This window comes from Sphingomonas zeicaulis, assembly GCF_050433225.1.
Taxonomy (GTDB): Bacteria; Pseudomonadota; Alphaproteobacteria; order Sphingomonadales; family Sphingomonadaceae; genus Sphingomonas_D; species Sphingomonas_D zeicaulis.
In genome coordinates, this window is the sequence record NZ_JBNPXQ010000008.1 from 101,262 (window position 1) to 114,472 (window position 13,211).

The following is a 13,211-nucleotide window of genomic DNA, read 5'->3' on the forward strand; positions in this document are numbered from 1 at the left end:
GGCATCGGAAATGGCGCCTTTTTGCACTGGACTATGACAAGCGCAACCGGTTCACCTCCCCGCGGGGTCAAGAGGAAGATGGGGGATTCATGCGAGGCGGTTTGTGGATGGCGCGGCGGTTGGTCGTTGTCACCTCGGGAGCATTTGCGTTGTGCGTCGGCAGCACCGCCGACGCGCAGAGCGCGGATCAGGCGGCGGTCTTCGGCGCGCGCGAGTCGGTGGAGCAGGTGGCCTTGTCGCCGGACGGCACTCGCGTCGTCTTCGTCCAGCCGATGGCGGGGCAGGCATCGGCCGTGCTCGTTTCCGACCTCGCGGCGCCGGGCGGGAAGACCTCCAAGGGCATTCTCCATGCCCCAGGCAAACCCGAACGGATCAACTGGTGCCGCTGGGCGAGCAACACGCGCCTGCTCTGCGGCGTCTACGGCATCACCACCGTGGCGGACGGCGGCTTCGGCTATTTCACGCGCATGGTCGCGCTCGACGCCGATGGCAGCAAATTGAAGCTCGTCCGCCAGCGCACCGGTTCCGGCACCGCACTCGGCTACACATTGTTCGGCGGCAGCGTCGTCGACTGGAATCCGGGTAGCGACGGCCATGTGCTGATGGCCCAGGATTATGTGCCCGAAAGCGACACCGGCACGCGACTGGCGCAGACGCAGGACGGGCTGGGCGTCGACGATATCAACACGGTCACGCTCACCCGCACGCAGGTCGAACGCGCGCGGCCGGACGCGTTCGCCTATGTCAGCGACGGCAAGGGCAATATCCGCCTGATGGGGACGCGCGGCACGACGACCGGCGGCTATTCCCGCGCCGACGAGGTCTGGTATTTCCGCAAACCCGGCAGCCGGACATGGGAACGGCTGGGGGCGGTCGATGGCGGTGAATTCGAGCCGGCCGCGGTCGATGGCGCGTCGAACGTCGCCTATGGCACCGTGCGCAAGAACGGCCTGCTCGCGGCGTATAAGGTGGCGCTCGATGGCAGCGGCACCGCAACCTTGCTGTTCAAGCATGACGCCGTCGATGTCGACGATTTTATCCGGATCGGCCGCAATCGCCGCGTGATCGGGGTGAGCTTCGCCACCGACCGGCGCGAGGCGCGCTATTTCGATCCCGAACTGGAAAAGCTCGCCAAGTCGCTGTCGAAGGCACTGCCCAAGCTGCCGCTCGTCCGCTTCGTCGATTCGAGCCAGGACGAGACCAAATTGTTGCTGTGGGCGGGCAGCGACACCGATCCGGGGCGCTATTATCTGTTCGATCGCACCGCCCGGTCACTCAATGAGTTGCTGTTGGTGCGGCCCGCGCTTGAGAATGCCGCGCTCTCCGAGATGGTGCCGGTGACCTATCCGGCCGCCGATGGCACGATGATCCCTGGCTATCTGTCGCTGCCGCCGGGTGGCGCCAGGAAGGGGCTGCCCGCGATCGTGATGCCGCATGGCGGCCCGGGCGCGCGCGACGAATGGGGTTTCGATTGGTTGGCCCAGTTCCTCGCCAATCAGGGCTATGCGGTGCTCCAGCCCAATTTCCGTGGCTCTGCCGGCTATGGTGACCAGTGGTTCAAGGACAATGGCTTCAAGAGCTGGCGTACCGCGATCGGAGACGTCAACGATGGTGCGCGCTGGCTGGAAAAGCAGGGCATCGCCGCACCGGGCAAGCTCGCTGTCTTCGGCTGGTCCTATGGCGGCTATGCCGCCCTGCAGTCCGCCGCGACCGAGCCGGGATTGTTCAAGGCGGTCGTGGCGGTGGCGCCGGTCACCGATCTCCAGAAGCTCAAGGAGGATCGGCGCAACTGGGTCGATTTTCTGATCGTCAGCGAGTTCGTCGGTTCCGGCCCTCACATCGAGGAGGGATCACCCGTCCGGCAGGCAGCGCGGATCGCGGCACCGGTGATGCTTGTCCACGGCACGCTCGATCGCAACGTCTCGGTCGGCCATGCGCGGGCGATGGAGGCGCGGCTCAAGGCGGCGGGAAAGCCGGTGACCTACATCGAATATGAGGGGCTCGACCATTATCTCGACGATAGCGTGGCGCGCACCGAGCTGCTGAGGAAGAGCGCGGCGTTCATCGGTGCGGCACTCGGTGTGGAGAAGCGCTGACCGCGACCGGCGCCGTCGTTGACCAAACAAAAAGGGCGGCCCCGGCGGGGCCGCCCTTCCTGAAATCCGTAACGGATCCGATCAGCGCGAGTAGAACTCGACGACCAGGTTCGGTTCCATCTTCACCGGGTAGGGAACCTCGTCCAGCGTGGGGACGCGGACGAAGGTGACCTTCGCGGCACCGTCCGGCGCCACATATTCCGGAATGTCACGCTCGGAGAGGCTCTGCGCCTCCAGGACCAGCGCCATTTCCTGCGCCTTGGTGCCCAGCGTGATCTCGTCGCCCGGCTTCACCTGGCGCGACGCGATATTGCACTTCACGCCGTTGACGCGGATGTGGCCGTGGCTGACGAGCTGGCGGGCGGCGAAGATCGTCGGCGCGAACTTGGCGCGATAGACAATGGCGTCCAGGCGGCGCTCGAGCAGGCCGATCAGGTTCTGCGAGGTATCGCCCTTCAGACGGCTGGCCTCGACATAGGCCTTCTTGAACTGCTTCTCGGTGACGTCGCCGTAATAGCCCTTGAGCTTCTGCTTCGCCTTGAGCTGCAGGCCATAGTCGGAGACCTTGCCCTTGCGGCGCTGGCCGTGCTGGCCGGGGCCATATTCGCGCTTGTTGACCGGGCTCTTCGGACGACCCCAGATGTTCTCGCCCATCCGGCGATCGAGCTTGTGCTTGGCGCTGTTGCGCTTCGACATATGTCTTTCCTTCAATTGCGTTGCGACGATGTCGCGGAAATTCCCGGATCCGCTCCGCCACGATGGGCATGGCAGGGCCACCGCTGCACCGGGGTGCGGGGCCAATTGCGAAGGCGGCGCTAATAAAGGCGACAGGCGGAGAGTCAAGCGCGAAGCGTCATTGAACCGCCATATGCCATCTTTGCGCACGCACCGCATCCTGGGCGATCCGGACGCAAGCCGACCGACAGCTTGGGGGGCGCCGCCGCGGCTGTCGCGCATGTCGGGCGGGCCGACTGCTGGTGTGGCTGCGGCCTTGACCGCGGGCGCGATCATCGGCACCCGGCGCGCCATGGCTGTTATTATCCCCGCCCCGGACTGCACGACGATGCAGGAGGTCCGCGCCGGCGTCGACGCGCTCGATGCGCGGATCGTGACGCTGCTCGGCGAACGCATGCGCTACATGGAAGCCGCCGCGCGCATCAAACCCACCCGCAATGCGGTGCGTGACGAACCCCGCAAGGCGGCGGTGATCGACCATGCCGCGGCGGTGGCGGCGCAAGTGGATTTCCCCGAAGCGCTGGTACGCGAGATCTATGAAGTGCTGGTCGAGGGCTCGATCGCGTATGAACTGACGCGGTTCGACGCACGCTAGGCTGACGCCCTCAGCGCGGCCTCGGCCGCGCCAGTTGCGAAAGCACGCCGCGGAAGGTCCGCACTTCCTGGCTCGACCAGCCCGGCTTGGTCAGCATCGTGCGCAACGTCCGCTTGGTCGTCGGCGTGCGGTCCGGGGGAAAGAAGAAGCCGGCCTCGTCTAGCATCGACTCAAGCTGGCCGATCATGCCGTCCAACTCTTTCTGCGGCGCCGGCGGATCGATCTCGACAGCGGTGGGCTGCGCCAGAACTTGGCCCTTCGACCATTCATAGGCGGTGAGGATCACCGCCTGCGCGAGGTTGAGGCTGCCGAAATCCGGGTTGATCGGCACCGTCAGGATCGTCCGCGCGACGGCGACGTCGTCGGTCTCCAGCCCCGAGCGCTCGGGGCCGAACAGCAAGGCGGAGCGGCCGGGCTCGGCATGGATCGCGCGCGCGGCTTCTTCCGGCGTCACCACCGGCTTGGTCACGCCTCGCTTCCGCACGGTTGTCGCATAGACATGCGTGCAATCCGCCGTCGCCTCGGCAACGCTGTCGAACACCGCCGTCTTCTCCAGCACGACGTCTGCCCCCGAAGCGGCGGGGCCGGCCTGCGGGTTGGGCCAGCCATCGCGCGGGGCGACGAGACGCAACTCGGTGAGGCCGAAGTTCAGCATGGCACGCGCGGCCTTGCCGATATTCTCGCCGAGCTGGGGGCGGACGAGGATGATGACGGGGGGTGGAGTGGTGATCATTGCGCTCACCCTTTCGCCGCCTCGTTCATCGCGCCGGCAATTTCCTCGAAGTCGCGCGCCTCGGTGAAGTCCTTATAGACGCTGGCGAAGCGGATATAGGCGACCGTATCCAGCCCCTTCAGCCCCTCCATCACCATCTCGCCGATGCGCTTGGAAGGCACTTCGCCCTCACCCGCGGTTTCGAGCTGGCGCTGGATGCCCGAGACTAGCTTCTCGATCCGTGCCGGCTCGATCGAGCGCTTGCGGCACGCGATGCGCACCGATCGGTCGAGCTTCTCGCGCTCGAACGGTTCGCGGCGGCCCTCGGCCTTGAGCACAGTCAGTTCGCGCAGCTGGATGCGTTCGAACGTGGTGAAACGCGCGGCGCAGCCCTCGCACTGGCGGCGCCGCCGGATCGCGGCGCCATCCTCGGTCGGGCGGCTATCCTTTACCTGGCTGTCCTCATGGCCGCAAAACGGGCAGCGCAAGGATCAGTATCCCGGATAGATCGGGAAGCGCGCGCACAGGGCCGCTACTCGCTCGCGAACATTGGCCTCGATCTGGCCGTCGCCCGCCTCGCCATTCTTCGCAAGCCCGTCGAGTACGTCCGCCACCATGTTGCCGATCTCGCGGAACTCGGCGGGGCCGAAACCGCGGGTCGTGCCGGCGGGGGAGCCGACGCGAATGCCGCTGGTCTTCACCGGGGGCAACGGATCGAACGGCACGCCATTCTTGTTGCAGGTGATCGCCGACCGCTCCAGCGCCTCGTCCGCGTCGCGGCCGGTGACGCCCAGCGGCGTCAGGTCGATGAGCGCGAGGTGGGTGTCGGTGCCCCCCGAAACCACGTCCGCGCCGCGTTCCTTCAACGTCGCCGCGAGCACCTTGGCATTCTCGACCACCGCGGCGGCGTAGGTCTTGAACTCGGGGCGCAGCGCCTCGCCGAAGGCGACCGCCTTGGCGGCGATTACGTGCATCAGCGGGCCGCCCTGAAGACCCGGGAACACCGCCGAGTTGATCTTCTTTGCGATGGCCTCGTCATCGGTGAGGATCATGCCGCCGCGCGGGCCGCGCAGCGTCTTGTGCGTGGTGGTGGTCACGACATGTGCATGGCCGAACGGAGTGGGGTGGACGCCGCCGGCAACGAGGCCGGCGAAATGCGCCATGTCGACCATGAAGATCGCGCCCACCTCATCCGCGATCGCGCGGAAGCGGGCGAAATCGATGTGGCGCGGATAGGCGGAGCCGCCGGTGATGATGACGCGAGGCTTGTGCTCCTTCGCCATCGCTTCGACCTGGTCGAAGTCGATCAGATGATCCTCGCGGCGCACGCCGTATTGCACGGCGTTGAACCATTTGCCCGAAAGCGCCGCGCGCGCGCCGTGCGTCAGGTGGCCGCCGGCATCGAGGCTGAGGCCCATGATCGTGTCGCCGGGCTTGGCCAGCGCCAGCATCACCGCGCCGTTCGCCTGCGCGCCCGAATGCGGCTGCACGTTGACGAAGTTGCAGCCGAACAATTCCTTGGCGCGGTCGATCGCGAGCTGCTCGACCTCATCCGAAGGCGCGCAACCCTGATAGTAACGCTTGCCGGGATAGCCCTCGGCATATTTGTTGGTGAACACGCTGCCCTGCGCTTCCAGAACGGCGCGGCTCACGATGTTTTCGCTGGCGATCAGCTCGATCTGGCCCTGTTCGCGGCCCAGCTCATGACGAACGCCGGCGAACACCGCGGGATCGGCATCGGCGAGCGTACGGGTGAAGAAGCCGTCGGGCTGAACGTCCGACAGGGTGGCGGGGTTCGTGCTCATGCAGGCTCCTTGGCTGAGACGGGGGCAAGATCGGGTTGGCCGAGCTTCTCGACGCGGCGCGCGTGGCGGCCGCCGCCGAACTCGGTGGCGATGAAGGCGGCGAGGCAGTCCTTCGCGGTGTCCACGCCGATCAGCCGCGCGCCTAGCGCGATGACGTTGGCGTCGTTATGCTCGCGAGAGAGGCGTGCGGCGAGACCATCCGAAACCAGCGCGCAGCGGCAGCCGGGGTTGCGGTTGACCGCGATCGAGATGCCGATGCCCGAACCGCAGATCGCGACGCCGCGATCGGCCTCGCCGGCGGCAACGCGCGCAGCCAGCTTGTAGCCATAGTCGGGATAGTCGACCGAGGCGGTGTCGGCCGGGCCGAGGTCGGTCACCTCATGGCCCTGCTCGCGCGCCCAGGCGACGAGAACGGACTTGAGCTCGACCGCGGCATGATCTGAAGCGAAAGCGATGCGCATCGTCGGCGCCTGTTCCTGTCACAAATGAGTCGTATGCGCGCTCCCCTACAGCCAGAGCGCGCGGATCGCCACCCCGCAGAAACCGGCAGAGCAGCGGATCGACCGAAGCCCCAACCAAAGCACCGGCTTGCGTCGCCGGGCAAACCCGATAACCAAGGCGCCGTGACGGGACTGTCCTCCACATCCACGCGGGATGAAGCGCGCGCCCTGCTGGTCGCCGCGCTCTCACGAGTCGCGGCCGGAGACAGGCTGGCGCTGCGCGACGTCTATGACCGCACCTCCGCGAAGCTTTTCGGCATCGTGCTGCGTATCTGCCAGGAACGCGAGGCTGCGGAGGATGTGTTGCAGGAAGTCTATGTGACGGTGTGGAACCGGGCGGCGGGATATGATCCCGAGCGCGCGAGCCCCGTCACCTGGCTCGCCACCATCGCCCGCAACCGCGCGATCGACTGGCGCCGCGCGCGCCGCCCGGTGGACAATGTCGGTGTCGAGGAAGCGGAGGCGATCGCCGACGACGCCGCGCTCGCGCCCGAGCGAATCGAGGCGGAGCAGGAAGCGCGCCGGCTGCATGGCTGCCTCGACGAGATCGAGGGCCGGCAGGCGACCGCGATCCGCGCCGCCTTCATCGGCGGCGCCACTTATGCCGAGCTCGCCGAGCGCGATGGTGTGCCGCTGGGCACGATGAAGAGCTGGATCCGCCGTGGCCTCCTCAAGCTCAGGGAGTGCCTTGACCGTGGCTGATGCGCTCCCCGGCGAGGATCCCGACATGCTGGCTGCCGAGCTCGCGCTGGGCGTGCTCGACGGGCCTGAACGCGCCGCCGCGCTGCGCCGATTGCTCGCCGATCCCGCCTTCGGCCGCGAGGTGGATGACTGGCGCGAACGGCTGGCGCCGCTGATCGACACCGTGCCCGAGCAGGCGCCGCCCGCCACGCTTTGGCAGCGCATCGAGAAGCGCATCGACGGCGGCGGTGAGGCGCGCGCGCTGAAGGCCAGCGTCACGCGCTGGCGCAGCTTCACGGCCGCTGCCTCTCTGGTCGCAGCGAGCGCGATCGGCTGGATCGCGATCAATCCCGCCGGCATGCCGGATCCGGTGCTGCCGCCCGCCGCGGTCGAGCGCTCGATGGACGAGGCGGGGGATGCCGAACTGGCGCAGCGCGAACCGCCGCCGGCCGTCGCCGCGGCACCTGCGGAGGACGCCGCGGCCGCGCCGATGATGATCGCGCAACTCGCGCCGCCGGAACGCCAGCCGATGCCGATGGCGATGGCCGCGGTGATGCCCGATGGCGCGCTCAAGATCGCGCCGGGGCCGATGGCGGGCGAGGGCAAGAGCGCCGAATTGTGGGTGATCCCCGCCGGCGGCCAGCCGGTGTCGCTGGGGCTCGTGCGGCCGGGCGAGATGAACACGCTCACCATCCGCGCCGAAATTCGCCCGATGATCAACGGCGAGGCGACGTTGGCGATCTCGATCGAACCCTCCGGCGGATCGCCGACCGGCCAGCCGACAGGGCCGGTGGTGGCGGCAGGGCGCGTCACCCGCATCTGATGCCGCGTCCGGGCGCATCTCCGCTCGATCCGTCGATATCCCTCTTGCCGGACATGGGCCGCTCCGGGCATCGCATGCGTTGGGGGCTGGGACGATCAATGACCGGGAGTGTTTACCCATGAAGTCCATTTCCCCCATCGTACTGGCGCTTGCGCTCGGGCTGGCCGGCTGCGGCGGTGAACCCTCAGCCAACACCGCCGACGCGGACAATGCCGCGAATGTCGCCGACGTGCCCGACGTGACCGAGGTTCCCGTCGAAGGTGGCGCGATGAGCAATGAGGGAGATACAGGACTGAACGCCACCGGCGCGGCGCTGCCCACCGACGCCTGGGTCGGCAAATGGGTCGGCGTCGAAGGTCTGGTGCTCGACATTCAGCCCGGCGACGGCCCCGGCAAATATGCGCTGGCGGTGACGCTGATGGATGGCACCGAGAATTACGAGGGCAGCGCCAGGGGCGACACGATCGCCTTCACCCGCGATGGCAAGACCGAGACCATCCGCAAGGCCACGGGTGACGAGACCGGACTCAAATATCTTGCCGGCAAGACGAACTGCCTGATGATCAAGCAGGCCGAAGGCTTCTGTCGGGGGTAAATCGCCAGTCCCCTCCCGCGCGCGGGAGGAGGGCTTCCCCGTGTCTCAATTATGACAATCGCTCGCTGAATCGTCACCAAGCCGTCATCGCCCGCCAGTAGTGGCGCGGAGGTGACCGGAGGATTTTGATGGCGACGGATGCGGTAAAGAAAGCAGTGCTGCGCGATGGCGAGAGCGGCAAGCAGCGGCTGCTCGATCGGGCTTTTGCGTTCGCTTTCAAGGGTCTGGTCTATGCCCAGATCTGGGAAGATCCGGTCGTCGACCTCGAAGCGCTGCAGCTTCGCTCCGACTCGCGCCTGGTGACGATCGCCAGCGGCGGCTGCAACGTGCTGTCCTACCTCACGGACGGTCCCGAGCGCATCGTCGCGGTGGATCTCAACACGGCACATGTCGCGCTCAACAAGCTCAAGCTGATCGCGGCGCGCAAGCTGCCCGATCACGCGACCTTCCATCGCTTCTTCGGCCAGGCCGACAGCAAGGCGAACATCGCGACCTATCGCACCCATGTCGCGCCGCATCTCGACGAGGTATCGCGCCGCTACTGGGAAGGCCGCGACCTCACCGGCCGGCGCCGCATCGGCGGCTTCGCCAAGGGCATCTACCGCCGTGGCCTGCTCGGCGGCTTCATCGGCGCGGCGCATCTCATCGCCAAGGTCTATGGCGTCGATCCGAAGCGGATGCTGGCGGCGACCAGCCTCGAGGAACAGCGCCGGATCTTCGACGAGGATTTCGCGCCGGTGTTCGACAAGCGCTTCGTGCGCTGGCTGACCGGCCAGCCGGCGAGCCTGTTCGGCCTCGGCATCCCGCCTGCGCAATATATTGCACTGGCTGGAGACGAGCCCGACGGCATGGCCGCGGTGCTGCGCCAGCGGCTCGAAAAGCTCTCCTGCGACTTCGACATCCGCAACAATTATTTCGCCTGGCAGGCGTTCGGCCGCGGCTATGGCAAGGGGCCGGAAGCGCCGCTGCCGCCCTATCTGCAGCCGGACAATTATCGCGCGGTGGTCGACCGGGTCGATCGCGTCGAGGTGCGGCACCAGAATTTCATCGATTTCCTCGAAAGCCAGCCGGCCGGCAGCCTCGATCGCTACGTGCTGCTAGACGCGCAGGACTGGATGACGGACGCAGTGTTGACCCGGCTGTGGCGTGAGATCACCCGCACCGCGCGCCCCGGCTCGCGGGTGCTGTTCCGCACCGCCGCCGAGCCGACCCTATTGCCCGGCCGCGTGCCGGAGGAGATTCTCGGCCGCTGGCACTATGCCGAGGCTGAATCGAAGGGCTTCACGGCGGCGGATCGGTCGTCCATCTATGGCGGCGTGCATCTCTACACGCTGAAGGACTGATCATGGCTACCACCGTCGGCACCCATGCCGAGCGGATGGACGGGGTCTACCGCGTCCAGCGCCATTTCTATGATCTGACGCGCAAATTCTACCTGCTGGGGCGCGATGCCTGCATCGCCGGCATGGCGCCCCCGCCGGGCGGCTCGATCCTCGAGGTCGGTTGCGGCACCGGCCGCAACCTTATCCTCGCCGCGCGCCGGCATCCCGGCACGCAGTTGTTCGGCGTCGATATTTCGGCGGCGATGCTGGAAACCGCGGACAAGTCGGTGGCGCGCGCGGGTCTCGGGCAGCGCGTGATATTGGCGCAGGGCGATGCCACCGCGTTCGACGCGCAGGCGCTGTTCGGCCGCCCGGCGTTCGACCGCATCTTCATGTCCTACACCTTGTCGATGATCCCCGACTGGCAGGGCGCGCTCGACCAAGCTGCGCGTGTTCTAGCGCCCGGTGGCGCGATCCACGTCGTCGATTTCGGGCAGCAGGAACGGCTGCCCGGCTGGTGGAAGCGCTTCCTGTTTGGCTGGGTCGCGATGTACCAGGTCACCCCGCGCGCCGCCCTGAAGGACGCGCTGACGCGCCTCGCCGAGGCGCACGGGATGATGATGGAGTTCAAGCCGCTGCTGCGCGGCTATGCGTGGAGCGCGGTGCTCCGCAGGCCGGTCACCGGCGCCTGAACGCCGGCAACCGCGCGATCGTTCAACCGATCAGGTCGGCGACGATCTTGCGGAGTTCGCGGCGCGACAGCGTGCCGCGCTTGGGTGCCGGGGGCGTCTTGCCGAAGGCCAGTCCGAAGATCGGGCTGAACAGCGACATGCCGTTGGCGGTGGGATTCTGAACGCTTTGGATGTTCATGGTTCCGTTTCTCTTTATCGTTGCTTTGCCCGCGCCCTATGCGCGGACGGACGTGCAGGGGACTATGCCTGTCGGCTTGCGGCCTGCTGCATCGCTGATGTGCGAAATCGGTGCCCATCGATGAGCGCCGGGATGGCAGCTTGTGCTTGAGAGGGCCGGAGGTACCGGACCAACCGGATAGGGCGGTGTCACCCGCTATGTCCCATATGATGGGCAATCATGGTGATTTCAAGGCGGCGGTGAAATGATTGTCCGGAACGGCGGCAATGGCTATTTTGCTACCCGGATGAACAAGCCGCCCGCCCCAATGACTCCGGAGTCGGCCGCAAAGGCACGCTTCAGCAAGGAAGAGTTCCTTGCGATGGCGTCCCTCGGCGCGTTCGACGATATGAGTATTGAGCTTGTCGATGGAGAATTGGAGCGGATGAACCCGCCGATGAGCGAGCATGGCCGGCTGCAGGGTGAATTGACTTATCTCCTGCGCCACGCGCTTGCGGGCACCAGCATGGTCGTGCTGGGTGAGACCGGCATCGATCTTGGCGAGCAGACGGTGCGGAGCTGCGACGCCGCGGTGCTGTCCGCTCCGCTCGATGCGAATCGGTTGCTACGTCCGGAAGATGTGGCGCTGCTCATCGAGATCGGGTTGACGACGATCGAGCGCGACATGGGCGCGAAACGGATCGATTACGCCCGCGCCGGCGTGCCGCATTATTGGGTCGTCGATGGCGAACGGCGCGTTGTGCACCTCTTCGCCGAGCCACTGAACGGCGATTATGCCGATGTCCTTTCGATCAAGTTCGGCGCGCCGCTGACGGTGCCGGGCACCGATCGCGTGCTGATCCTATGATAGGCTGTACGCTGGTACGTCGGAACCAGGTCCAGTCCCTGCATGCGATCGAGGCGCGCGAAGCGAAGCTATCGGCGTTGCGTGACATGTTGAACGGCTCGATCGCAAGAGGCGGAGCCTATAGCGCGGCCGACATGAGGCGGCATCTCGACGCCGTTGCGGCAGAGCTGCGGTAGCGCGGCGCCGAGTAGCGACCGAGCGCGGCACTGTTGCCGAAGGCAGGCTTGGCGATGTGGATCGACAGGCCAGTACGGCGCCTGGCCCGGTGATAATCAGTTGGACAAGCTCAGTGATTTACGGGCGGAGCGAGCGAGGCAATTCGCTCGCAAGCTCTCGCCCTCACGCCGCCTTGCGCATGTCCAGCCGGCCCCAGATTTCCACCAGCGCGTTGGTCAGTTCGACCATCATCGCTTCGGTATGCGCGGGGCCGGGGGTGAAGCGCAGGCGCTCGGTGCCGCGTGGCACGGTGGGATAATTGATCGGCTGCACATACACGCCATATTCGGCGAGCAGGATGTCACTGATCCGCTTGGCCTTCACCGGATCGCCGACCATCAGCGGCACGATGTGCGTGGTCGACTCCATCACCGGCAGCCCTGCATCGCGGAACTTGGCCTTCAGCATCGCGGCGGACGCCTGCTGGCCATCGCGCTCCTCGCTCGACGATTTCAGGTGGCGGATGCTGGCGAGCGCGCCCGCGACGAGCACGGGCGACAGGCTGGTGGTGAAGATGAAGCCCGGCGCATAGCTGCGGATCACGTCGATGATCACCTGGTCGGCGGCGATATAGCCGCCCATCACGCCGATCGCCTTGGCGAGTGTGCCCTCGATGATCGTCAGCCGGCTCGCGGCCTCGTCACGGTCGGAGATGCCGCCGCCGCGCGGGCCGTACATGCCGACCGCGTGAACTTCGTCGAGATAGGTCAGCGCATTATATTTGGCAGCAAGGTCACAGATGCCGTGGATCGGCGCGACATCGCCTTCCATCGAATAGACACTCTCGAACGCGATGAGCTTGGGCACCGCGGGGTCGTCGGCCGCCAGCAGTTCCTCGAGATGCGCGAGATCATTGTGGCGGAACACGCGCTTCTCGCAGCCCGCGTTGCGGATGCCGGCGATCATCGAGGCGTGGTTGAGCTCGTCCGAATAGACGATGCAGCCGGGCAGCAGCTTGGCGAGCGTGGAGAGCGTCGCATCGTTGGAGACATAGCCGCTGGTGAACAGCAGCGCGCCTTCCTTGCCGTGCAGATCGGCCAGCTCGGCCTCGAGATCGACGTGATAGTGGGTGTTGCCGCCGATGTTGCGGGTGCCGCCGGAGCCGGCGCCGACATCGTGCAGCGCCTCTTCCATCGCCGCGATCACCTTGGGGTGCTGGCCCATCGCGAGATAGTCGTTCGAGCACCAGACGGTGATCGGCTTCGGCCCGTTATGGCCGGCGAAGCACCGCGCGTTGGGGAACATGCCCTTGTTGCGAAGGATGTCGATGAACACCCGGTAACGTCCTTCGGCATGAAGCCGGTCGATCGCCTGGGTGAAGATACGCTGGTAATCCAAGTCCAATCCCCGCGGGCCGTTGACTGTCGCGCCCCCAATTTATCTTTGATGGAGGCATATATCCGTGTGGGCAGAT

General features: G+C 66.5%; 15 protein-coding genes. 8 read left to right on the forward strand and 7 right to left on the reverse strand.

What is annotated here, in order from left to right:
- Positions 1-107 precede the first annotated feature (107 nt).
- Positions 108-2,096, forward strand: a complete 1,989-nt coding sequence (locus FHS96_RS22495) for an alpha/beta hydrolase family protein (RefSeq protein ID WP_429597201.1) — start codon at positions 108-110, stop codon at positions 2,094-2,096.
- An 81-nt stretch (positions 2,097-2,177) separates the two neighbouring features.
- Here the strand turns inward: FHS96_RS22495 and rpsD are convergent, their stop codons facing one another.
- Positions 2,178-2,792 carry a 30S ribosomal protein S4 gene (gene rpsD / locus FHS96_RS22500; RefSeq protein ID WP_429597204.1) on the reverse strand — a complete coding sequence of 205 codons (615 nt, stop codon included), beginning with the start codon at positions 2,790-2,792 and terminating at the stop codon, positions 2,178-2,180.
- Between rpsD and FHS96_RS22505 the strand changes: the two genes are divergently transcribed.
- Positions 2,770-3,426, forward strand: coding sequence for a chorismate mutase (locus FHS96_RS22505; protein WP_429597207.1), 657 nt, complete (start codon positions 2,770-2,772; stop codon positions 3,424-3,426). The genes rpsD and FHS96_RS22505 overlap by 23 nt on opposite strands.
- A gap of 10 nt (positions 3,427-3,436) precedes the next feature.
- On the opposite strand, the gene FHS96_RS22510 is transcribed toward FHS96_RS22505, so the two are convergent.
- From FHS96_RS22510 to rpiB, 4 genes are read right to left on the reverse strand one after another with little or no spacing between them, the layout of a single operon-like run.
- Positions 3,437-4,159, reverse strand: coding sequence for an RNA methyltransferase (locus FHS96_RS22510; protein ID WP_429597210.1), 723 nt, complete (start codon positions 4,157-4,159; stop codon positions 3,437-3,439).
- A 5-nt stretch (positions 4,160-4,164) separates the two neighbouring features.
- Complete coding sequence (nrdR, locus tag FHS96_RS22515) at positions 4,165-4,626, reverse strand: transcriptional regulator NrdR (protein ID WP_429597213.1); 462 nt, start codon at positions 4,624-4,626, stop codon at positions 4,165-4,167.
- 3 nt (positions 4,627-4,629) lie between these two features.
- Positions 4,630-5,943 (reverse strand): serine hydroxymethyltransferase, encoded by a 1,314-nt coding sequence (gene glyA / locus FHS96_RS22520; protein ID WP_429597216.1) that lies wholly within the window; start codon positions 5,941-5,943, stop codon positions 4,630-4,632.
- Positions 5,940-6,404, reverse strand: coding sequence for a ribose 5-phosphate isomerase B (rpiB, locus tag FHS96_RS22525; RefSeq protein WP_429597219.1), 465 nt, complete (start codon positions 6,402-6,404; stop codon positions 5,940-5,942). The genes glyA and rpiB overlap by 4 nt, the downstream gene beginning before the upstream one ends.
- A 162-nt stretch (positions 6,405-6,566) precedes the next feature.
- On the opposite strand from rpiB, the gene FHS96_RS22530 reads away from it, so the two are divergent.
- From FHS96_RS22530 to FHS96_RS22550, 5 genes are all read left to right on the forward strand, one after another.
- Entirely contained in the window at positions 6,567-7,145 is a 579-nt protein-coding gene (locus FHS96_RS22530; RefSeq protein ID WP_429597222.1) for a sigma-70 family RNA polymerase sigma factor, read from the forward strand.
- A complete protein-coding gene (locus tag FHS96_RS22535) occupies positions 7,138-7,947 on the forward strand; it encodes an anti-sigma factor (protein WP_429597225.1) in 810 nt (269 codons plus the stop codon). The genes FHS96_RS22530 and FHS96_RS22535 overlap by 8 nt, the downstream gene beginning before the upstream one ends.
- A 118-nt stretch (positions 7,948-8,065) precedes the next feature.
- Positions 8,066-8,542: a hypothetical protein gene (locus FHS96_RS22540; protein ID WP_429597228.1), complete on the forward strand. Its 477-nt coding sequence runs from the start codon at positions 8,066-8,068 to the stop codon at positions 8,540-8,542.
- A 128-nt stretch (positions 8,543-8,670) separates the two neighbouring features.
- Entirely contained in the window at positions 8,671-9,885 is a 1,215-nt protein-coding gene (locus FHS96_RS22545; RefSeq protein ID WP_429597231.1) for a BtaA family protein, read from the forward strand.
- Positions 9,886-9,887: 2 nt separating this feature from the next.
- Positions 9,888-10,556, forward strand: a complete 669-nt coding sequence (locus FHS96_RS22550; RefSeq protein WP_429597234.1) for a class I SAM-dependent methyltransferase — start codon at positions 9,888-9,890, stop codon at positions 10,554-10,556.
- 22 nt (positions 10,557-10,578) lie between these two features.
- Here FHS96_RS22550 and FHS96_RS22555 read toward each other — a convergent pair whose 3' ends face one another.
- Positions 10,579-10,734, reverse strand: a complete 156-nt coding sequence (locus tag FHS96_RS22555) for a hypothetical protein (RefSeq protein ID WP_429597237.1) — start codon at positions 10,732-10,734, stop codon at positions 10,579-10,581.
- A 244-nt stretch (positions 10,735-10,978) separates the two neighbouring features.
- Between FHS96_RS22555 and FHS96_RS22560 the strand changes: the two genes are divergently transcribed.
- Positions 10,979-11,581 (forward strand): Uma2 family endonuclease, encoded by a 603-nt coding sequence (locus FHS96_RS22560; RefSeq protein WP_429597240.1) that lies wholly within the window; start codon positions 10,979-10,981, stop codon positions 11,579-11,581.
- Between the two features lie 339 nt (positions 11,582-11,920).
- On the opposite strand, the gene hemA is transcribed toward FHS96_RS22560, so the two are convergent.
- A complete protein-coding gene (hemA, locus tag FHS96_RS22565; protein ID WP_429597243.1) occupies positions 11,921-13,135 on the reverse strand; it encodes a 5-aminolevulinate synthase in 1,215 nt (404 codons plus the stop codon).
- Positions 13,136-13,211: the final 76 nt, after the last annotated feature.